This is a genomic window from uncultured Bradyrhizobium sp., assembly GCF_947648125.1.
GTDB lineage: Bacteria > Pseudomonadota > Alphaproteobacteria > Rhizobiales > Xanthobacteraceae > Bradyrhizobium.
Genome location: NZ_CANSMR010000003.1, coordinates 1 through 21,105, shown reverse-complemented (window position 1 = coordinate 21,105; position 21,105 = coordinate 1). Strand labels below are relative to the sequence as shown.

The 21,105-nt window shown below is 65.5% G+C and carries 20 protein-coding genes; 9 read left to right on the top strand and 11 right to left on the bottom strand.

The window, feature by feature from the left end; all coding sequences use genetic code 11:
* The first annotated feature begins 1 nt into the window (after nucleotide 1).
* The 8 genes from Q0030_RS07185 to Q0030_RS07150 all read left to right on the top strand — a co-directional run bounded on the left by Q0030_RS07185 (nucleotide 2) and on the right by Q0030_RS07150 (nucleotide 8,287).
* Nucleotides 2-1,450, top strand: a complete 1,449-nt coding sequence (locus Q0030_RS07185) for a 6-hydroxynicotinate reductase (protein ID WP_298364680.1) — start codon at nucleotides 2-4, stop codon at nucleotides 1,448-1,450.
* Nucleotides 1,447-2,457 (top strand): UPF0280 family protein, encoded by a 1,011-nt coding sequence (locus Q0030_RS07180; protein ID WP_298364677.1) that lies wholly within the window; start codon nucleotides 1,447-1,449, stop codon nucleotides 2,455-2,457. The genes Q0030_RS07185 and Q0030_RS07180 overlap by 4 nt, the downstream gene beginning before the upstream one ends.
* A 17-nt stretch (nucleotides 2,458-2,474) precedes the next feature.
* Nucleotides 2,475-3,059 carry an amino acid synthesis family protein gene (locus Q0030_RS07175; protein WP_298364675.1) on the top strand — a complete coding sequence of 195 codons (585 nt, stop codon included), beginning with the start codon at nucleotides 2,475-2,477 and terminating at the stop codon, nucleotides 3,057-3,059.
* A gap of 76 nt (nucleotides 3,060-3,135) precedes the next feature.
* Complete coding sequence (locus tag Q0030_RS07170; RefSeq protein ID WP_298365731.1) at nucleotides 3,136-4,302, top strand: ABC transporter substrate-binding protein; 1,167 nt, start codon at nucleotides 3,136-3,138, stop codon at nucleotides 4,300-4,302.
* A gap of 135 nt (nucleotides 4,303-4,437) precedes the next feature.
* Complete coding sequence (locus Q0030_RS07165) at nucleotides 4,438-6,327, top strand: ABC transporter permease (RefSeq protein WP_298364672.1); 1,890 nt, start codon at nucleotides 4,438-4,440, stop codon at nucleotides 6,325-6,327.
* Nucleotides 6,324-7,115 (top strand): ABC transporter ATP-binding protein, encoded by a 792-nt coding sequence (locus Q0030_RS07160; protein ID WP_298364669.1) that lies wholly within the window; start codon nucleotides 6,324-6,326, stop codon nucleotides 7,113-7,115. The genes Q0030_RS07165 and Q0030_RS07160 overlap by 4 nt, the downstream gene beginning before the upstream one ends.
* Nucleotides 7,112-7,816, top strand: coding sequence for an ABC transporter ATP-binding protein (locus Q0030_RS07155; protein WP_298364666.1), 705 nt, complete (start codon nucleotides 7,112-7,114; stop codon nucleotides 7,814-7,816). Before Q0030_RS07160 ends, Q0030_RS07155 begins: the two co-directional genes overlap by 4 nt.
* A gap of 15 nt (nucleotides 7,817-7,831) precedes the next feature.
* Entirely contained in the window at nucleotides 7,832-8,287 is a 456-nt protein-coding gene (locus tag Q0030_RS07150) for a MarR family winged helix-turn-helix transcriptional regulator (protein WP_092124899.1), read from the top strand.
* 216 nt (nucleotides 8,288-8,503) lie between these two features.
* Here Q0030_RS07150 and Q0030_RS07145 read toward each other — a convergent pair whose 3' ends face one another.
* From Q0030_RS07145 to Q0030_RS07135, 3 genes are all read right to left on the bottom strand, one after another.
* The gene (locus Q0030_RS07145) at nucleotides 8,504-9,172 is read right to left on the bottom strand and encodes a hypothetical protein (protein WP_298364657.1); all 669 of its coding nucleotides are present in this window, start codon (nucleotides 9,170-9,172) and stop codon (nucleotides 8,504-8,506) included.
* A 2-nt stretch (nucleotides 9,173-9,174) separates the two neighbouring features.
* Complete coding sequence (locus tag Q0030_RS07140; RefSeq protein ID WP_298364654.1) at nucleotides 9,175-10,575, bottom strand: selenium-binding protein SBP56-related protein; 1,401 nt, start codon at nucleotides 10,573-10,575, stop codon at nucleotides 9,175-9,177.
* Nucleotides 10,576-11,001: 426 nt separating this feature from the next.
* Nucleotides 11,002-12,198, bottom strand: a complete 1,197-nt coding sequence (locus Q0030_RS07135) for an amidohydrolase family protein (RefSeq protein ID WP_298364651.1) — start codon at nucleotides 12,196-12,198, stop codon at nucleotides 11,002-11,004.
* Nucleotides 12,199-12,370: 172 nt separating this feature from the next.
* Here Q0030_RS07135 and Q0030_RS07130 point away from each other — a divergent pair, with 172 nt between their 5' ends.
* A complete protein-coding gene (locus Q0030_RS07130; protein WP_298364648.1) occupies nucleotides 12,371-13,144 on the top strand; it encodes a ferredoxin--NADP reductase in 774 nt (257 codons plus the stop codon).
* 86 nt (nucleotides 13,145-13,230) lie between these two features.
* On the opposite strand, the gene soxA is transcribed toward Q0030_RS07130, so the two are convergent.
* The 8 genes from soxA to Q0030_RS07090 form a co-directional block, all read right to left on the bottom strand.
* A complete protein-coding gene (soxA, locus tag Q0030_RS07125) occupies nucleotides 13,231-14,004 on the bottom strand; it encodes a sulfur oxidation c-type cytochrome SoxA (protein WP_298364645.1) in 774 nt (257 codons plus the stop codon).
* The gene (gene soxZ, locus Q0030_RS07120) at nucleotides 14,001-14,321 is read right to left on the bottom strand and encodes a thiosulfate oxidation carrier complex protein SoxZ (protein ID WP_298364641.1); all 321 of its coding nucleotides are present in this window, start codon (nucleotides 14,319-14,321) and stop codon (nucleotides 14,001-14,003) included. Before soxZ ends, soxA begins: the two co-directional genes overlap by 4 nt.
* Nucleotides 14,321-14,785, bottom strand: a complete 465-nt coding sequence (locus Q0030_RS07115) for a SoxY-related AACIE arm protein (RefSeq protein WP_298364638.1) — start codon at nucleotides 14,783-14,785, stop codon at nucleotides 14,321-14,323. The genes soxZ and Q0030_RS07115 overlap by 1 nt, the downstream gene beginning before the upstream one ends.
* A gap of 3 nt (nucleotides 14,786-14,788) precedes the next feature.
* Complete coding sequence (soxX, locus tag Q0030_RS07110; protein ID WP_298365729.1) at nucleotides 14,789-15,214, bottom strand: sulfur oxidation c-type cytochrome SoxX; 426 nt, start codon at nucleotides 15,212-15,214, stop codon at nucleotides 14,789-14,791.
* 16 nt (nucleotides 15,215-15,230) lie between these two features.
* Nucleotides 15,231-16,505, bottom strand: coding sequence for an NAD(P)/FAD-dependent oxidoreductase (locus tag Q0030_RS07105; protein ID WP_298364635.1), 1,275 nt, complete (start codon nucleotides 16,503-16,505; stop codon nucleotides 15,231-15,233).
* A gap of 56 nt (nucleotides 16,506-16,561) precedes the next feature.
* Nucleotides 16,562-18,748: a molybdopterin cofactor-binding domain-containing protein gene (locus Q0030_RS07100; RefSeq protein WP_298364634.1), complete on the bottom strand. Its 2,187-nt coding sequence runs from the start codon at nucleotides 18,746-18,748 to the stop codon at nucleotides 16,562-16,564.
* 10 nt (nucleotides 18,749-18,758) lie between these two features.
* Nucleotides 18,759-19,208: a (2Fe-2S)-binding protein gene (locus Q0030_RS07095; protein ID WP_298364631.1), complete on the bottom strand. Its 450-nt coding sequence runs from the start codon at nucleotides 19,206-19,208 to the stop codon at nucleotides 18,759-18,761.
* Nucleotides 19,209-19,362: 154 nt separating this feature from the next.
* Nucleotides 19,363-20,772, bottom strand: coding sequence for an MFS transporter (locus tag Q0030_RS07090; RefSeq protein WP_298364628.1), 1,410 nt, complete (start codon nucleotides 20,770-20,772; stop codon nucleotides 19,363-19,365).
* Nucleotides 20,773-21,105: the final 333 nt, after the last annotated feature.

Genomic DNA, 21,105 nt, shown 5'->3' with positions numbered 1-21,105 from the left:
GATGGCTGACACAATGACCGTCGCCGCCGGCGACAAGATCCGCTGCGATGCCTGTCCGGTGATGTGCTACATCAAGCCGGGCGCGGCCGGCGCATGTGACCGTTATGCCAATCACGACGGCACGCTGGTGCGCGTCGATCCGCATGTCGTGCTGGAGCGTACGGTCTCGCACGGCGGCAAGCTGGTGCCGTTCCAGGCGAGCGGCGACTGGGACGGCAAGATCGTCCGCCAGCCCGAACTGTTCGTCACCGCGATCGGCGCCGGAACCACCTATCCGGACTACAAGCCGGCGCCCTTCATCGTGTCGTCGGAAGTCGACGGCGTCGACATGGTCACCGTGGTGACCGAGGGCATTTTCTCCTATTGCGGCGTCAAGCTGAAGATCGACACCGACCGCTATCTCGGTCCCGAGACTGCGATCGTCCGCGCGGAGGGCGAGGCGGTCGGCCATGTCACGACCAGCGAATATGGCTCGCAGATGCTCTCGCTCGGCGGCGTGCATCATCTGACCGGCGGCTCCAAGAAGGAAGGCCGCGTCACCTGCGACACGCTGATGGATCTCTCCAACTGCAAGGCGGTGGAGCTGACCATCGATGGCGGCGCCACCGTCGTGGTGCAGGCGGGCAAGCCGCCGATCGTCAATGGCATGGCGGAAGAGCGGATGCGGGTCGGCTGCGGCTCGGCGACCATCGGCATGTTCGCCAAGCAGTGGCACGGCAAGGTCGATGAGGTCGTGGTGGTCGACGATCATATCACCGGGGTGCTCAGCGAGCACCAGGCCGGCAAGCTGCTCGACATCGCCGACACCGGCATCAAGATGAAGGGGCGCCGTTCGACCCCCGGCCGCTATTTCCAGGTCGCCGATCCCGGCACCGGATGGGGCGGCACCAACATCTCCGATCCGCTGTCGATCCTCGGTCCCTTCAATGCCAAGGAAGCGCGGCCGGGGCTCACCATGCTGATGGTCTCGACGACTGGCGAGCATGCTTCTTATTACGTGCTCGACGAGGCGCTAAACCCGGTCGAGACCGAGATGCCTGCCGACCTGAAATTCTCGGTCGAGCGCATCCAGGAGAATTGCGAGCCGGCGCTGTGCACCGTGCTGTTCATGGGCGGCGCGGGCGGCTCGTTGCGCGCCGGCGTGACCGATAATCCGGTGCGGCTGACCCGCTCGGTCAAAGACGCGTTGACGCGGGTGACCAGCGGCGGCGCGCCGGTCTATGTCTGGCCGGGCGGCGGCATCACCTTCATGGTCGATGTCACGCAGATGCCGGCCGGCGCCTTCGGCTACGTGCCGACGCCGGCGCTGGTGGCGCCGATCGAATTCACGATGCGGCTGTCGGACTACGCGGCGCTCGGCGGACATATGGATTTTGTCCGGCCGTTGTCGTCGCTGCGGGACAGCGCCGAGGTCCGGCCGATGCCTTATCTTCCGGGGCGGCGCGCATGACTAAAGCGTTTTCCAGCGAAGTGGATACCGGTTCGCGCAAAGAAAACGCGTCAAAACAAGAATCTAGAGCCCCGTTCCGATTTCATCGGAACGGAAAAGGCTCTAGGCTCCCGCAAATCGCGCTTCTTCCCGACGGCAAGCGGCTGCATTTGCAGGACGGCCCGATTGATCTGGTCATTGAAGCCAAGGGCAGGTATGCGGACGTCGGTGCCGCTTATCAGGCGGCCGCGGAGCGTTTCACCGGCTTGCTTGACGAACTCTGCGCGGAACTGGCCGAGTTACGCAGTGCGGCCGATCCACGGCGCTGCGCGCTGAGAGGTGTAGTCGCGCGGCGCATGCATGCGGCGGTCGCGCCGTTTGCCGCCGACTGCTTCATCACGCCGATGGCGGCGGTCGCAGGCTCGGTCGCCGAGGAAATCCTGGGCGCGATGCTGGAGGCGGCAACGCTCGACCGCACCTATGTCAACAATGGCGGCGACATCGCCCTGCATCTCGGCGATGGCGAGCAATTCACCGTCGGTCTGATGGACCGGCCGGACAGTCATGGCGTGATGCGCACCATGACTGTCGATGCCGACATGCCGGTCCGCGGCATCGCGACCAGCGGCCGCCACGGCCGCAGCTTCTCGCTCGGCATTGCCGATGCGGTCACCGTGCTGGCGCGGACGGCGTCGCAAGCCGATGCAGCCGCGACCGTGATCGCCAATGCGGTCGATTTGCCCAATCATCCCGCGGTCCTGCGCGTTCCGGCGAGCGAATTGCAGCCCGACAGCGATCTTGGCGCACGGCTGGTGACCCGCGATGTCGGGCCGCTGGCGGAACATGAGATCGAGCAGGCGCTCGAGGCGGGGGCGGCGCGGGCGCGCGACCTCCTGACGTCGGGATTGATCGAGGGCGCGGCATTGCGTCTACTGGGCGAAACACGCCTTGTCGGTGCAACTGGGAACGGGACGCCGGCGTCGCACGCGTTTCAGGCAAAAGCGACAGAATACATACTGCAGGCATGACCGGGGAGCGAGGCAAGATGAGCGCCGTCATTCGCAAGATCGTCACCGTGGTCGAGGAAACCCATCTGGAGATGGGCAAGACCATTGCACCGCCGACCCGGCGCGCCGCCGCGATCGCCGTGATCGAAAATCCCTTTGCCGGCCGCTATGTCGAGGATCTGTCGCCACTGATCGCGATCGGCGAGGAACTTGGCGAATTGCTTTCCAAGCGGGCAGTCGCCGCGCTCGGTATCGACGGCGCCAGGGCGCACAGCTACGGCAAGGCCGCCGCGGTCGGCGAGAATGGCGAACTCGAGCACGCGGCTGCGATCCTGCATCCGAAGATGGGCGCCCCGGTGCGCAAGGTGCTCTCCAAGGGTGCGGCGCTGATCCCGTCGTCGAAGAAGCGCTCGGGTCCCGGCACCACGCTGGACATTCCGCTCGGGCACAAGGACGCGGCTTTCGTGCGCAGCCATTTCGACGGCATGGAGGTGCAGATCAACGACGCGCCGCGGGCCAACGAGATCATGGTCGCGGTGGCGGTGACCGACAGCGGACGGCCGCTGCCGCGCGTTGGCGGGTTGACGGTCGACGAGGTCAAGGGCGAAGACGGATTGCGATAATCTCTTTGAAGAAAAACTGGAGGACGGGATGCGTGGTTATTTCGTAGGGGCGGGATTGGCGATCGCGGTCGCGACCATGGCAACGAGCGCCATGACGACGCACGCGTTGGCGCAGAGCGAAGTCAAGATCGGCGAGATCAATTCTTATTCCTTGTTGCCGGCGTTCACCGAGCCCTATCGCAAGGGCTGGCAGCTTGCGGTGGAAGAGATCAACGCGGCCGGCGGCATCAACGGCAAGAAGCTCGTCGTCATTTCCAAGGATGACGGCGGCAAGCCGGCCGATGCGCAGACCGCGGCGAACGAGCTGGTGTCGAGCGAAAACGTCGCGATGCTCACCGGCACCTTCCTCTCCAATATCGGCCTCGCCGTCAGCGATTTCGCCAACCAGAAGAAGGTATTCTTTCTCGCCGCCGAGCCTTTGACGGATGCCATCACCTGGTCGAAGGGCAACCGCTATACCTTCCGCCTGCGGCCGTCGAATTACATGCAGGCGGCGATGCTGGTGGAAGAAGCCGCAAAACTGCCGGCCAAGCGCTGGGCGACGATCGCACCGAACTACGAATACGGCCAGTCGGCGGTCGCGGTGTTCAAGAAGCTGATGTCGGAGAAGCGGCCCGATATCCAGTGGGTCGACGAGCAGTGGCCGCCGCAGGGCAAGATCGACGCCGGCCCGGTGATACAGGCGGTTGCCGCGGCGAACCCGGAAGCGATCCTCAACGTCACCTTCGGTGCCGACCTTGTGAAACTCGTGCGCGAAGGCAACACCCGCGGCCTGTTCAAGGGCCGTACGGTGGTGAGCTTCCTGACCGGCGAACCGGAATATCTCGATCCTCTGAAGGACGAGACGCCGGAGGGCTGGATCGTCACCGGCTATCCCTGGTATTCGATCAAGACGCCGGAGCACGACGCGTTCCTGAAGGCCTACCAGGCCAAGTACAACGACTATCCGCGGCTCGGCTCGATCGTCGGCTACCAGACCATCAAGGCGGCGGCAGCGATCCTCGCGAAAGCCGGCTCGAGCGATCCGGAGAAGCTGATCGCGGCTGCGGAAGGCATCTCGGTGCCGTCGCCGTTCGGCGAGATCACCTTCCGCAAGATCGATCACCAGTCGACGCTCGGGGCCTTCACCGGCAAGACCGCGCTGAAGGACGGCAAGGGCATCATGGTGGACACGGCCTATCGCAAGGGCTCGGACTATCTGCCGAGTGACGCCGAAATCGAGAAGCTGCGGCCGAAGGATTGAAGCTTCTCCTCGTCGCGTAGGGTGGGTTAGCCGCAGGCGTAACCCACCACCTTGCTTAGGCGAACTGACGGCGGGTTACGCTTGCGCTAACCCGCCCTACGAAGTGACGCTTGTGATCTCCAACGCGGACCGCCCATGGCCTTCTATGTCGTCCAGTTCCTGACCGGTCTCGCCAGCGCGGCGTCGCTGTTCCTGGTCGCTTCGGGCCTGTCGATCATCTTCGGCGTGACGCGGATCGTGAATTTCGCGCATGGCGCGTTCTACATGCTCGGTGCCTACGTCGCGTTCACGCTGACCGAGCGGTTTTCCGGCGCGTTCGGCTTCTGGGGCGGCATCGTCGTCGCGGCGCTGGCGGTTGCTGCGATCGGTGTGTTGGTCGAGATGGTGCTGCTGCGGCGGATCTACCATTCGCCGGAGCTGTTCCAGCTGCTCGCCACCTTCGGCCTCACGCTGATGGTCGAGGACCTCGTGGTGCTGATCTGGGGGCCGGACGATCTGGTCGGCCGCCGGGCGCCGGGCTTCAAAGGGGCGATCGATTTCTTCGGCCAGAATATTCCGAGCTACGATCTTTTCCTGATCGTGCTCGGGCCGGTCGTGCTCGGTGTGCTCTGGCTGTTGTTCCAGCGCACCCGCTGGGGCGTGCTGGTGCGCGCGGCGACGCAGGACCGCGACATGGTCGCCGCGCTCGGCGTCAATCAGAAATGGCTGTTCACCAGCGTGTTCGCGCTCGGTGTCTTCCTCGCCGCGCTCGGCGGCGCGCTGCAGATTCCGCGCGATGCGGTCAACCACGCGATGGATCTGCGCGTCATTGTCGAGGTCTTCGTCGTGGTCGTGATCGGCGGCCTCGGCAGCATCATCGGCGCCTTCGTTGCGGCGGTGCTGGTGTCGGAGCTCAACGCCTTCGGCATCCTGATCTTCCCGAAGATCTCCATCATCCTGGTGTTCCTGGTGATGGCGGTGGTGCTGATCGTCCGTCCGTGGGGGCTGTTCGGCAAGCCGGAAGCGCCGGCGCGGCGTACGCCGGGCCTCACGGTCAATCCGTGGCGGCCGCTGACAATGAATGAGCGGCTTGCCGCGATCGCCGTGCTCGTGGTCGCCGCCGCGCTGCCGTTCGTCGCCGGCAACTACGTGCTCACCGTCGGCTCGGAGATCGCGATCTTCGTGATCTTCGCGGTCAGCCTGCATTTCCTGATGTCGGTCGGCGGGCTCGCCTCGTTCGGCCATGCCGCCTATTTCGGCCTTGGCGCCTATGGTGTGGCGCTGCTCGCCAAGATGGCCGGCTTGCCGATGATCGCCTGCCTGCTGCTCGGCCCGCTGCTCGGGCTGCTCGGCGCCGCCGTGTTCGGCTTCTTCGCGGTGCAGCTCTCGGGTGTCTATTTCGCGATGCTGACGCTGGCCTTCGCCCAGATCGTCTGGTCGATCGCATTCCAGTGGGTGTCGGTGACCGGCGGCGACAACGGCATCCTCGGTGTCTGGCCGGAAAAATGGGCGGCGAGCCCGTCGCATTTCTACTGGCTGTCGCTCGGCATCGCCGCGCTCGCGGTCGTGATCCTCCGCGTCATCGTGTTCTCGCCGTTCGGCTTCGCGCTGCGCGCCACACGCGACTCGCCGCTGCGCAGCGAAGCCGTCGGCATCAACGGCAAGCGCATCCAGTGGACCGCCTTCGTGATCGCGGGCACGGTCGCCGGTCTTGCCGGCGCGCTGTTCGCCTACCTCAAGGGCAGCGTCTTCCCCGACAATATGGGCATCTCGCTGTCGGTCGATGCGCTGGTGATGGTGCTGCTCGGCGGCGTCGAGACAGTGTCGGGCGCGGTGGTCGGTGCGATCGTCTACAAGGCGCTCAACATCTGGCTGGTCAGCCAGACCGATCTCTCGAAACTTGTGCTCGGCGGCTTCGTCGTGCTGATTGTGGTCGGCTTCCCGAAGGGCATCGTCGGCACGCTGGATGCCCTCATGCATCGCCGGCGTAAATCGTCGTCAGCGGCGTCGCCTTTGCTCACCTCCCGCATCGAGACTGCCGAATGAGCATGGTTCCAACATTGCTGTCGGTCGAGGGGCTGACCAAATCCTATGGCGGCGTGCATGCCGTGCGCGGCGTCTCGTTCGAACTGCGCGCCGGCGAGATCCTGGCGCTGATCGGGCCGAACGGCGCCGGAAAAAGCACCTGCTTCGACATGCTCAACGGCCAGAACATTCCCGATAGCGGCCGTATCCGCGTGCTGGGCGCGGAGACCACCGGCAAGAAACCGCGCGTGATCTGGCGGATGGGCGTCGGCCGTACCTTCCAGATCGCGGCGACATTCCCGACCATGACGGTGCGCGAGAACGTGCAGGTCGCGCTGGTCTCGCATGGCGGGCAATTGTTCAACCTGTGGGCCTCGACCGCGCGCCAGGCCCGCGACGAGGCCGGGCGGCTGCTCGATCTGGTCGGCATGGGCGCCTATGCGGAGCGGCCCTGCGGCGAGCTCGCCTATGGCGACGTCAAGCGGCTGGAACTTGCGATCGCGCTCGCCAACCAGCCGACGCTGCTGTTGATGGACGAGCCGACCGCCGGCATGGCGCCGCGCGAGCGCGTCGAGCTGATGCGGCTGACGGCGCGGATCGCGCGCGAGCAGTCGATCGGTGTTCTCTTCACCGAGCACGACATGGACGTGGTGTTCGAGCACGCCGACCGCATCCTGGTGCTGAACCGCGGCACGCTGATCGCCGAAGGCTCGCCGGAGGAGGTTCGCGGCAACGCCCAGGTGCGGGCGATCTATCTCGGCGAAGGCCTCCTCTACGACGCCCGGCACCGCGAGGGAGCATCGGCATGAAGCTCACGGTGAAGGACCTCAACAGCTTCTACGGCCCGGCGCATATCCTGTTCGACATCGCGCTCGAGGTCGGCGAGGGCGAGGTGGTGGCATTGCTCGGCCGCAACGGCGCCGGCAAGTCGACCACGTTCCGCTCCATCGTCGGCCTGGTCGAGAACCGCTCCGGCCGCGTCATGTTCGAGGGCAGGGACGTTTCGGAGCTGCCGACGCATGCGATCGTGCGCGGCGGGCTCGGCTACGTGCCGGAGGAGCGGCGCATCTTCACGGACTTGACGGTCGAGGAGAATCTCGAGGTCGGCCGCCAGCCGAAGCGGGCGGGCGCGCCGCAATGGGACCGCGAAAAACTGTTCAAGCTGTTCCCCAATCTCGGCGAGATGCGCGGCCGGCCCGGCGGGCGCATGAGCGGCGGCGAGCAGCAGATGCTGACGATCGCGCGCACGCTGATGGGCAATCCGTCGCTGGTGCTGCTCGACGAGCCGTCGGAAGGCCTGTCGCCGAAGATCGTCGAGCAGATGGTCGATGCGATCCTGGCGATGAAGAAAGAGGGCGTCAGCATCGTCGTCTCCGAGCAGAATTTGCATTTCGCCCGGCTGATCTCGGATCGCGCCTACATCATCGAGCGCGGCCGGATCTGTTTTGGCGGCACCATGGCGGAACTTGATGCGCGTCCGGATGTCCGCGACGCGCATCTGTCGCTGTAAAGGTGGGGTGAAACGATGGCGAGGAGTGCTGCACAGAAGCGAAGCGTCAAGGCGGCGAAGCCCGGCTACGTGCTGGACGAGCAGATCGGCTTCATCCTGCGCCAGGTGTCGCAGCGCCATGCGGTGATCTTCGCCCGCGAGATCGGCATCAACCTGACGCCGACGCAGTGGGCGGCGCTGTCGAAGCTGTCGGAGGTTGGCCCTTGCTCGCAGAACCAGCTCGGGCGGCTGACTTCGATGGACGTCGCGACCATCAAGGGCGTGATCGATCGCCTGACCGCGCGCGGCCTGACCGAGACCTCGCCCGATCCCGACGACGGCCGCCGGCTGATGGTGAGCCTGACGCGCGCCGGTCAGCAGATGGCCGATAAGGCCGCGCCGAACGCGCTCGTGATCTCCAGGGAGACGCTGGCGCCGCTGGACGCCAAGGAGCGCGAAACCTTGATGGCGCTGCTCGGCAGGCTGCGGTGATCTTAGCCTCCCCTGGAGGGGTCGAGACGAGCGAAGCTCGCTCTGGGGTCGGATCGCAGCGAGCGAAGCGAGACGCGAGCCGGGGTGGGGTGATCTCTTCACACGGGCAGAATTCTGTATGGAGAGACTGTTCACCCCACCTCGGTTCGCATTTCATGCGAACCGATCCTCCCCCTCCAGGGGAGGATGAAGAAGTGCCACCGTGTCGCATCCGGACTATGTCGCAACACCAAGCGCCAGCGCGACGGCGCCGACCAGCACCAGGCTGACGGCCCAAACCGTGTCCAGATTGAACCAGCTCCGGGCCACGAATTCGAGACCGAGATAGCGGTAGACCAGCCACGCCAGACATCCGCCGGCGGCGATCATTGCGCCGGCATGGACGATGGCAACCAGCACGGCCATGGTGAGGCTGGTATCGATCAGGGTGGTGGCGGCCGTATGGCCTTGGTCCGGCCCAGCCGCGCGGCATAGTCCCAGATAGATCGGCACCAGCATCAGCGCCGCGCCGTGGGCGATCGCCACCGCGAAGGACCACAAGGCGAGTTGCGTCGGCGGTATCCGCGCCAGGGCCCGCGGATGGCGCCGGTCGATCAGCCGATAGATACCGAAGGCGATCACAAGCAGGCTGGCGCCGATCCGGATCGAGCGCTGCCATTCGACGAGGGTGATCAGCAGCGCGAAGGGAAGGATCACGAGCAGCATCGCCAGCAGGTGACCGATTGCGAGCGGGCCGAGCGCGGCCAGCAGCGCACGCGTACTCCTCTGCATCAATCCGGCCGAAACCGCGAGCGGCCAGCCCATGCCCGGGTTGATCCCGTGGTAGAGGCCGCTCGCGATGACCGCCAGCCACAGCCAAGACGCTGTCCAGTCGGCTGCACTCACTTTCAGGCCGATGGATAGCAGAACGAATCCGTCGAGCAGTCGCCGCCGTCGAGCCGGATCTGGTGCGCGCGGTATCCGTCGGGGAGACCGACCCAGTAGTCCTTTGCCAGTTCAAGGCCGCCGCCCGGGCCGGCATTCGCCATCACCTCGGCGCCGGGAATGCCGTGCGGATAGAACTGGTCGTCCCAGGTCGAGTACAGCGAATTGGTCCAGTAGACCCGCTTGCCGTCGCGGCTGATCTCGACCATCTGCGGACCGCCGGCAAATGCCTGTCCATTGGGATGCGGGGTGCGGCTGGCAATGCCGCCGATGCGCACCGATCCGGCGAGCTTCGGCTTGCGCGGATCACTGACGTCGTATTGGCGCATCTCGCCGGTGGCCCAGCAGGAGACGTAAAGGAACCTGTCGTCCATCGACAGGTCAATGTCGGTCACCAGCGGCGGCACGGCGCCGAAACCCTGCAGCAGCGGCGGCAGCTGGTCCTTTGGCGCGGGCTCGGGCGGGATCGTCGCCGTCTTCTCGATGTGAAACTCGCCGCCCTCGCGCCACCAGGTCCAGATCGAGCCCTCGAGGTTCGTGGTATCGACCACGACGCCGACGAAGCCGTATTCGCGAACCGGATCGTGCGCGGGACGCACCTCCAGCGCCATCTGATGGTTGGCGCCGAGGTCGATGGTCTGGACATTGCGTCGCGCGCGAAGATCCCAGAAGTGGATGCGATGGCCGTATTTGTTCGAGAGCAGGTCCTCCGGCACGATGCCGTTCTCGAATTGCGGCGGCAGCGCCCATTCGCTGCTCACCATGTAGTCGCGCGGCAGGTTCCACCAGAAGTCGTAGTGCTTGGTCTGCGGACCGCGATCGATCTCCCAGCGGCCGAGCACCTCGAAGGTCTCGCAGTCCATGATGAAGACGCCGGGCGGCCCATCGGTGCCGTTCTTGCCGCCGCCGCCGAGCGTCGAGACGTAGATGCCGTCCGGGCCGCAATGGATGGTATGCGGCCGCGAGTAGCCGGTCTTCCTGAAGACCTCCTCGGGCTCGATGATCTTGTGGATCTTGGCCTGCGTCGGATCCGGCTTGGTGTCGATGATGTAGATCCGCGACGACCGCATGCCGGGAACGATGAGATAGCGGCGCTCGATGAAGGCATGGCCCGCAAGCGGGGACAATGCCGACGAACACGCGTTCCAGCCGAAATGGTGAAACTCGTCGCCCTTGTTGGGCATCGTCACGGTGTGGACGATCTTGCTGTAGGTCGGCGAGCCCGGCTTGACGTCGATCACGGCGAGCGCGTCGGGCTTGGAAAAGTCCGGGCTGAGCAGCACGGTGTAGGCGAAGTTCTCGGCCGGAGCTTCCATCGCAAGCTTCGGCGACGCGTGAAACGTGGGATCTGGCCTCATCGTCATTGTGCTGCCTCCTGTTTGCTGGTGTGGACCAACACGGCACGGCGGCATGCGGCAGGAACTTAATCGTCGCGTGGCTCTCGCGAGCGCCGCCGGCTAGGTTCGCAAGGCGGCACGATACACCTCAATGATGACGGGTGAAAGCAAACCGGTGCACCCTCTCCCCTTGTGGGAGAGGGTGGCTTCGCTGAAAGCGAAGCCGGGTGAGGGGTCGCCTCCGCGGATGCTCCTCTTTGCTGCGGAATGACTATATCCGCGGATAGAACCCCTCATCCGGCGCGCTCTGCGCGCCACCTTCTCCCACAAGGGGAGAAGGAAGAACGACGTGCTAGAGTTCCGGTGCGGTGATCAGATGGCGCGTGTTGCACGGATCTAGTCGTTCCAGGCTCGCGCAGTCGCGCGCCCCGGAATGACTGATGTTGAACCTGATTACTTCGCCACGATCTCCGGCACCTTGCCTGCGGGCGGCGTGTTGCGGCTGCGCTGGGTGCGGACGATGCCGTCGATGATGGTCATGCCGATGCCTGGGAGATCGCCGAGCTGGACGCTCTCCAGGATGTTTTTGCCCGGCGAATGCTGCGCCTTGTCCATCAGCACGAAATCGGCGGAACGGCCGACCTCGATCAGGCCGCAATCGAGCTCGCGCATCCGTGCGGTGTTGCCGGTCGCAAGGCAGAATGCCAGCTCGGCGGGTAGCTCGCCGAGCGAGGACAGCAGCGAGACCATCCGCAGGATGCCGAGCGGCTGCACGCCGGAGCCGGCCGGCGCATCGGTGCCGAGGATGACGCGATGCAAATCGCCCATCTCGCGCGCGATGCGCAAGGTGAACAGCGCCGAGCGCTCATTGCCGTTGTGCACCAGCTCGAGACCACGTTTGCAGCCCTCGCAGATGCAGCGGATCTGGTCGTCGGGCAGGGCGGTGTGGCCGCCATTGATGTGGCCGACCACGTCGGTGTCGGCTTCCAGCACGACGTCCTTGTCGATCAGGCCGGAGCCGGGAATCGAAGGACCGCCGGTGTGGATCGTGCTCTGAATGCCGTATTTGCGTGCCCAGCCGACCATCTTGCGCGCGGTCGGGCCGTCCTTGACGCCGCCGAGCCCGACTTCGCCGAGCAGCTTGACGCCGGCGGCGGCCATTTCCTTGAAATCGTCCTCGACCATCTCGCACTCAATCACGGGTGCGCCGGCATGCACTTTCACGCCGCCCGGCCGCAGCGTCCAGAACGCGCGCTGCGCGAAGATCGCCATCGCCTTCAACCCGACCACATCGCGCGGCCGGCCGGGCATATGCACTTCGCCCGCGGAGATCATGGTGGTGACGCCGCCATGCAGATAGCTGTCGATCCAGCTGGTCTGGTTCTGCCGCGGCGTCCAGTCGCCGGCGACGGGGTGGACGTGGCTGTCGATCAGGCCGGGCGCGACCGTCGTGCCGTTGGCATCGACGGTCGTGGTGGCGCCTTCGGTGTCGACGTCCTTGAAGCGGCCGATCGCGGTGATCTTGCCGTTCTCGGCGACGATGGTATCGGCATCCAGGATCGGCCTTTCCAGTGCCCCCGACAGCAGTAGCCCGATATTGCGGATCACCAGCTTGCTGGGGCCGGTGGCCTGGGGCGCGTCGTGAGCCATGGGTGTTTTCCTTCTGTCTTCTTTCCGAAATTGCCCGGGAATTTGAGCCCGGCTTGACTTTCGGATCAAGCCGGATTATTCGTTTGTATACGAATGATCGTATACAAACGATCCGGCCGGTCAACGGGGTTCAAGTCCCTTTCCGCCGCAGCACAAATCAGGGATTGGTGCGATGAGCAATTTCAACCAGGAAAGCGTCCTCAGCGTTCATCACTGGACCGACACGCTGTTCTCCTTCAAAACCACCCGCAATCCGTCGTTCCGCTTCCGCAACGGCGAGTTCACCATGATCGGGCTCAAGGTCGGCGAGAAGCCGCTGCTGCGGGCCTACAGCGTCGCCAGCGCGAACTACGAGGACACGCTGGAATTCTTCTCGATCAAGGTTCCGGATGGCCCGCTGACCTCGCGGCTCCAGCACCTGAAGGAAGGCGACGAGATCATCGTCAGCCGCAAGGCCACCGGCACGCTGGTCATCGACAACCTCGAGGACGGCCGCAACCTCTATCTGATCGGCACCGGCACCGGCCTCGCGCCGTTCCTCAGCGTGATCAAGGATCCCGAGACCTATGACCGTTTCGAGAAGGTCGTGCTGCTGCACGGCTGCCGCCGCGTCAAGGAGCTCGCCTATGGCGAGATGATCACCGAGAAGCTGCCGCAGGACGAATTGATCGGCGATCTGGTGCGCGATCAGCTGATCTACTATCCGACCGTGACGCGCGATCCGTTCCGCAACCGCGGCCGCATCACCGATCTCATCACCTCGGGCAAGCTGTTTGCCGACATCGGCCTGCCGGCGCTCGATGCCGCGCATGACCGCGTCATGATCTGCGGTTCGCCGGCGCTGGTCGCCGACACCCGCACGCTGCTGGGCGGCCGTGGCTTCGTCGAAGGCAATCACGGCGAGCCCGCACAGTTCGTGGTGGAGAAGGCGTTCGCCGAACGCTGATCTTCGCAGCGAGGGCGGAAGCGATCCATCTTCCGGTACAGCCGGGAGCAATGGATTGCTTCGCTCCGCTGGATCAAGCCGATGCGTCAGGGCCTGACCGCCGGCGTCTCGATCGGCATGCCGCGCGCCCGCGACATCAGATAGAGCTCGAGCGCGACCAGCTCGGGCGAACCATAATCATAGGCCTGCGCGCGGATGCCGGTGATGCAGGCGCGCAGCCGCCGTTGCAACGATCCGAGCGATTGCCATTCGAGCCGATACAGCGGATAGCCGGTCGGCTGGCCCTGCGTGATCGCGCTGCCTGCGAGCTTCTTGTCCCAATTATCGTCGTGGCAGTTGGCGCAGCCGAGATTGAGCTGGCCCTGCCGCTGCGTGAACAGGGCGTGGCCCTTTTCGACGAAGGGCGCCAGCTCCGGATCGTCGCCGGCCGCGATCGGCATGCCCCGTGATTGCTGCGCGACATAGGCGGTCAGCGCCAGCAGCTCGCGACTTTCATAGGCGAACGGTGAGGCATGCTGGTGGTTGGTGCGGCAGAGGTTGATCCGTCCTTCGAGGTCGACCGGCCTTCCCAGCGCCTTCTCGAAGGCAGGGTAGTGCGCCGCGACGCCCTTCATGCTGACGCGTGCATCGTTGTGGCAGTCGGCGCAGGCCTTGTCCGCGGTGCCGGCCTTGCGCGTCCACAGCGCTTCGCCGTCGAGCACGAACAGCATGCCGGGATTGGCGGTGTCCTCGTCCTGCATCGCTTTGGTGTCCGCGCTCATGAAGCCATAGCCGGAGCGGCGCTCGGATCGCGGAATCTCGGTGGCGAGCGCCGCGCCCGCCATCGCCGTCAGCAGCGCGATGCAGGCCGCAATCCTCATTCGACCGTGATCGAAGCCTGTGCGGTCTCCGAAAATCCCTTGTCGCCGATCCACTCGAACTCGAACTTGCCGCTCTCGTTCACCGTGGTGAAGAAGGTGATGAACGGATTGGCCGCGATCGCCGGATAAAGATCGGCGCGAAAGATCTCCGTGCCGTTGAAGCGGCAAGTGAAGCTCGTGATGATGTCGCGCGGCACCGCGTCGCCCGAAGCGGTGTGGCGATAGCCGGTCTCCATGATATGCGACATCAGCGTCTTGATCTCGATGACGCTGCCGCGCTTGGCCTTGGCCGGCACGTTGATCAGGGCCGACGGCATCAGATCGCCTCCTCGGTGCAGGCGGCGAGCGTCACCACGACATCGGCAGTTGCCGACCAGAACGTGTCGTCGGACAGCCGCGCGATCGCGGTGACCTTCTGGCTGTCGGCGAGGCGGATGCGGGTCGATATTTGGGCGCGTCCGGCGCGGGGTCCGAGATAGAAATTGCCGATGTTCGGCTGCGGATTCTTCTCGTTGAAGACGTGGATGCTCTTCACATACTCGTCCGTCGTCATCGGGCTGGTGACACTGACCGTCATCGGCACCGTATTGCCGTTCTCGACCAGCGGCGGGATGTCGAGCTTGACCTTGCCGGTGCGCACATTGGCTTCACCGACGACATTGCGGATCGCGGCCTGCAGCATCGCCGGCGTTGCGTCGGCAGGGCGCACGATCACCAGCACTGCGGCGCCTCCGGCGAGGCCCAGAACCGTGCGGCGTGTGGTGTGGTTTGAATTAGCCATGCTCTATTCTCGCAACGTCACCAGATAGGCCACGATATCCTCGATCTGCTCCGCCGACAGGATCGGCTTGCCGCGCCATGAGGCGCCGACACGCGCGAGGCCGTCGATGCGATAGTAAGACGGCATGATCGTCGCCGCATTGAGGTGCGACGCGTCGACCAGCCGGAGCCGCAATTGTCCTTCCGACCAGCGGCTGCCGCTGCCGGTGAGGTTCGGCGCGAGGTCGCCCTGGAAGGCTTGTTCGGGAAATGGGCCGCTGTGACAGAGGATGCAGGTGGAGGAACGCTCCACGATCAACGCGCGGCCGCGGGTCACGTCACCCTTGGTTCCCGTCAGCGAGGCGGGAATCGCATCGCCGACCACGGTGTAGGGGCGCGGCTCCTCGGCGCCGGCGGGCGTGCAGGCTGCGAACAGAGCCGCTGCGAGCAACGTTGCGAGAGCGAGCCTAGCCAAAGGCGTCTCCCGTGATGGTTCTGAACCAGTCGAGCGCCTGGTCGGCCTCGCGCTGGCGCACCTCGCGCGGCGCGTCGACCGGGCTCGTGGTCACCTCCGCCTCGGCGTACTGATCCTCCTTCGGCTGATAGATGCCCTTCAGCGAGAAGGCGTAGCCCGGCGCGACCGTGTTATAGCAGGCGCCATCGAGCCGCGGCGTCGCCGGCGCCTTGCCCGCAAGTGTGTTGATGATCGCGGCCGCACAGGCCCGGCCTTGCGCCGCCGCCGCGGAGGCGGATTTCGGGATGCCGCCGGCGATCGCGGCATCGCCGATCACGTGGATATTGGGCACGAGCTTGGAGGCAAAGCTGACCGGATCGATAGGGCACCAGCCGGTACGGTCGGCGGCGCCGGCGATCTCCGCGATGCGGCCGGCTCGCTGCGGCGGGATCACATTGGCGACCGCGGCGGTGTAGTTGCCGAAATCGGTGACGATCTCGTTCGTCGCCGGATCGACCGAGGTCACCCGTCCGCCTTGCGACAGCGCGATCCGCTCGATCATGCCGGGATAGAGCTCCGCCCAGGCCTTCTCGAACAGCTTCTGCTGCGAGTAACTGTCCTTGGCGTCAAGCACCAGGATCTTCGACTTCGGCTTCTTGGCCTTCAGGTAATGCGCGATCAGGCTGGCGCGCTCGTAAGGCGCCGGCGGACAGCGCAACGGCGCGGCCGGCACCGCGATCACGACCAGGCCGCCATCGTCCATGGCCTCGAGCTGCTTGCGCAGCAGCATGGTCTGCGCGCCGGCCTTCCAGGCGTGCGGCATCTTCTCGGCGGCCGCCTCGTTATAACCAGAGAGGGCGTCGAAGCGCATGTCGATGCCGGGGGCGAGCACAAGCCGGTCATAGGGTAGCGTTGTGCCATCGGAAAGCGTGATGGTGCGCGCCTGCGCGTCGACCTTGGTCGCCGCCTGTGCGGCGACTGCGATGCCGTCGGCCGCAACCTTGTCATAGGTGAATTGCTGCTCGGAGAGTTCACGCAGGCCTGCGATCACCTCGTTGCTGAACGGGCAGGCGGTGAAGGTCCTGTTCGGCTCGATCAGCGTGACCTGAAGCTTTGCATCGAGCCGTCGCAGCGCCCGTGCGCAGGCCGCGCCGCCAAAACCGCCGCCAATCACCGCGATGCGCGGTGTGCCTTGCGCCAGCGATGGACGCGCGAGCGCGGCCGCCGCTGCGACGACAGCGGCGCCACTGATCACATCCCTGCGCGTCGGATGACGCGTGACGGTCATGCAGGAGAATCCGAAAAAGGAAGCGGCGGCCGGTCCGGCCGCCGCGTCCGGTTTGATCAAGCCAAGGAGATGTTCTGGGTGCGTTGCGGGAAAGTACGTATGCGCTTTCCAGTCGCCGCGAAATAGGCGTTGAGCACCGCTGGCGCCGCAACGCCGATGGTCGGCTCGCCGACGCCGCCCCAGAACCCGCCGCTCGGCATCATCACCGACTCCACCTTCGGCATTTCGTTGATGCGCATCGAGTTGTAGGTGTCGAAATTGGTCTGCTCGATGCGGCCGTCCTTCACGGTGCAGCCGCCGTAGAACAGTGCGCTGAGGCCGTAGACGAAGGAGCCCGCGATCTGCCGCTCCACCTGCGCCGGATTGACGACATAGCCGGGATCGGTGGAGGCGACGATGCGATGCACCTTGATCTTGCTGCCGTCGGTCACCGAGATCTCGGCGGCGCCGGCGACATAGCTGCCATAGCCCATCACCTGCGCGATGCCGCGATAGACGCCCTGCGGCGCCGGCGTGCTCCAGCCGATCTTCTCGGCTACGGCGTTGAGCACGGCGAGGTGCTTGGGGTGCTTGCCCATCAGCTTGCGGCGGAATTCGAGCGGGTCCTGGCCGACAGCCTGGGCCAGCTCGTCCATGAAGCATTCCATGTAGATCGCGTTGTGATTGACGTTGACGCCGCGCCAGAAGCCCGGCGGGACGTGCGGGTTGCGCATCGCATGCTCGACCAAGAGGTTCGGCACCGTATAGCCGATCGCGGCCTCGCCGGATTGCGCGACGCCCTGGAACGCGGCCGGGTCCATGCCGTTCTGCAGCGCTTCCGGGCGTACCGAGAACAGGATGGATTGACCCGACAGGCGGTAATGCAGCGCGACCAGGTTGTTATCTGCATCGAACGCGCCGGTCAGCTTGCACTGCGTGACCGGGTGATATTTGCCGTGCTGCATGTCCTCTTCGCGCGACCACAGCAGCTTGATCGGCGTGCCCGGCATCTGCTTGGCGATCGCCACGGCCTGTCGGACATAGTCGGTCATGCCGCGCCGGCCGAAGCCGCCGCCGAGCATCAGCTTGTGCACGTCGACCTTCTCCGCCGGCAGGCCGGAGGCTTCGAGCGCCGCCGCGAACGCGGCCTCGCCGTTCTGCGTGCCGCACCACACCTCGCATTTGTCAGGCGTGTAGAGCACGGTGGCGTTCATCGGCTCCATCGTGGCGTGGTTCTGGTAGGGATAGCTGTAGACAGCCTCGACCTTCTTCGCGGCGCCGGCGATAGCCGCCTTTGCATCACCGTTCTGGTTGCCGACATAGGCCGGCTGCGCATTGTCGAGACCTTCGGCGAGCCACTTCGCAATCGTCTCGCTGGAGACCTTCGCGTTGTCGCCTTCGTCCCAGACGATCGGCAGTGCATCGAGCGCGGTCTTGGCGTGCCACCAGGTGTCGGCGACGACGGCAACGGCGCTGTCGCCGACCGGCACCACCTTCTTGACGCCCTTCATGCCGGCGATCTTGGCTTCGTCAAAGCTCTTCACCTTGCCGCCGAACACCGGGCAGTCCTTGATTGCGGCGTTCAGCATGCCCGGCAGCTTGACGTCGATGCCATAGGTCATCTTGCCGGTGGTCTTGTCTGATGTATCGAGCCGCTTCAGGCCCTTGCCGGCGATGGTCCAGTCCTTCGGGTCCTTCAGCTTGACGTCGGCCGGCGGCTCGAGCTTGGCGGCTGCTTCCGCGACCTTGCCGTAGGTCGTGGTCTTGCCCGACGGTGTGTGGGTGATGACGCTGTTGGCGGCCTTGCATTCGGTGGCCGGCACCTTCCACTCATTGGCCGCGGCCTGGATCAGCATCACGCGCGCGGTGGCGCCGCCCTTGCGGACGTAGTCTTGCGAAGTGCGGATGCCGCGGCTGCCGCCGGTGGAGAAATCGCCCCAGGCGCGCTTGCGGGCGACGCTCTGACCTGGTGTCGGATATTCGGTGGTGACCTTCGACCAGTCGCATTCGAGTTCTTCGGCGACGAGCTGGGCGAGGCCGGTGAGTGTGCCCTGGCCCATCTCGGAGCGGGCGATGCGGATCACCACGGTGTCGTCGGGCCGGATCACGACCCAGGCGTTGACCTCGGGGGCGCCATCGGCTGCGCGCACCACGGAGGGGCCGCCGAACGGCAGATCGAGGCCGAGCGCGAGACCGGCGCCGGCGGTTGCCGAGCCGATCACGAAGGCGCGGCGATTGAGTGTTGGCATGATGTGTTGGTTCATTGCTGCCTCCTCACGCGTTCGCGGCAGCATGGATCGCCTCGCGCACCTGCTGGAAGGTGCCGCAGCGGCAGATATTGGTGATGGCGTCGTTGATGTCGTCGTCGCTCGGCTTCGGGTTCTCTTTCAGCAGCGCCGCCACGGCCATGATCATGCCGCTCTGGCAATAGCCGCATTGCGGCACGTCGTTCGCGATCCAGGCGAGCTGCACCTTGTGCATCACGCCGCCCGCCGCGAGGCCCTCGATGGTAGTGATGTCCTTGCCGGCCACTTCGCTCACCGTCACGCCGCAGGAGCGCATCGCGACGCCGTCGATATGCACCGTGCAGGCACCGCATTGTGCAATGCCGCAGCCGTATTTGGTCCCCGTCAGTCCGACATTCTCGCGAATCGCCCACAAAAGTGGCGTGTCGTCCTCGACGTCCACATTGATCGTCTTGCCGTTGATTTTGAGGTTTGCCATCGCTTTCCCCTGAATGGTCCAATCCTCCGATTGGACTTCAGCGCGATGTTGGCCTTGAAACTGGAACGGTTCAAATCAAGAAAATGCGCTTGCAGTGCGGAAGAAAGTTGATGGCGCGGTGTATGGTCGCGCCCCTGCGTGCGCTACATGCCTGTTATGTCTTTTGCGGTGAGGCGACGGCCAGGCGCAGGAAGCTCATGACGCTGCCGAGCGCAGCAAATCCGGCGCCCAGCGCCAGCGCGACGGTGGCACCCTCGCGATCGGCGAGTGCGAAGCAGAGCGCGGCCAGCGCAGCGCCGGTGGTCTGCCCGGTCAGCCGTGCGGTCGCAACGATGCTGCTGGCGCTGCCGCTACGATGCGACGGCGCGCTCGACATGATCGCCTTCATGTTGGGGGTCTGGAAGAAACCGAAGCCGATGCCGCAGATCATGGTGCGCCAGACGATGTTGGCGATGCCGGGCTCGGCCGGCAGGGACGCAAGCAGCACCATGCCAACGCCCAGCAGCAGCATGCCGATGCCGCCGAGGATGCCGGCCGGATAGCGATCCGACAGCCGGCCGCCGATCGGCGCCATGAAGGCGACCACCAGTGGCCAGGGCGTCATGAAGAAGCCGGTCTCGACCTGCGAGCGGTGCAAGATGTCCTCGAAGTAGAACGGCAGCGACACGAAGGCGAGGCCTTGCACAGCAAATGAGCAGACGGCGGTCGCAGCCGACAGCGCGAAGATCGGACGGCGGAACAGGTCGATCGGCAGCATCGGCGCCGGATGATCGGCATGCCGCCGGGTCAGGATCCAGCCGAACAGCAGGGCGCCGGCAAACTCCGAGATGACGAGCGCGGGCGCCGCCTTGTGCGCGGCGCTGCCGATGCTGATGATGAAGAGCCCGAGGCAGGCGCAGGCCAGTCCCGCGCCGGCGAAGTCAAAGGCGTGGGTGGCGCGCGGCGTCTTCGGCAGCGTCTTCATGCCGATCAGCAATGCGACGATGCCGAAGGGAATGTTGACGGCGAACAGCCAGGGCCACGGCCCGAGCGCGAGGATGCCGGAGGCGATGGTCGGTCCGAGCGACATGGCGCTCGCGACGACGAGCGCATTGTGACCGAAGCCGCGGCCGAGCATCCGGCTCGGATAAACGAAGCGGACCAGCGCGGTGTTGACGCTCATCAGGCCGCTGGCGCCGAGCCCCTGCAAGGTGCGCGCGACCAGGAGGCTCGGCAGCGACCACGCCAGCGCACAGCCGAGTGACGCCAATGTGAACAGCAGGAGACCGCCGATGTAGATCCGCTGGTGGCCGACGATTTCGCCGAGCGCACCGAGCGGCAGCAGCGTGGCGACCAGGGCGATCTGGTAGACGTTGACGACCCAGACCACCTCGGCAGGGCTGACATGCAGATCGCTGGCGATCGCGGGCAGCGCGATGTTGGCGATCGCGGTATCGAGCGAGGCCATCGCCAGCGCGGTGAAGATCGCGGCTACAGCCCAGCGCCGCCGTTCCCAAGGCAATCCATCTGGCAATCCATCGGTGATCGGCGCAGCAGCTGCGGTGGTCGGGGTCTTCTCGAGCATGCCTGAAAATGTCTCCGGGATCGCCATGTACTACGCCGCCATCCCGTTCCCCAGCCGCGCCATTGCATGATGCGTATGCGAAGCGGCCTTGCCGGGAACGCGCCGGCAGGCTGCGGCCGAGGGGGCGGTCTCGCGATGAGGGGCGGAACGAAGAGCACAGCTCGGGCAACCCATGTCGCGAGAATGCGGAGCTGCGTCCCAACCAAAACTGTCATCGCCCGGCTTGACCGGGAGATCCAGTACACCGCGGCCTCTCGCTCCAAGCACCGGCGTCTCTCGAATACTGGATCGCCCGGTCAAGTGTTCAGCCCGGGGACATGACCGACGGGTGTT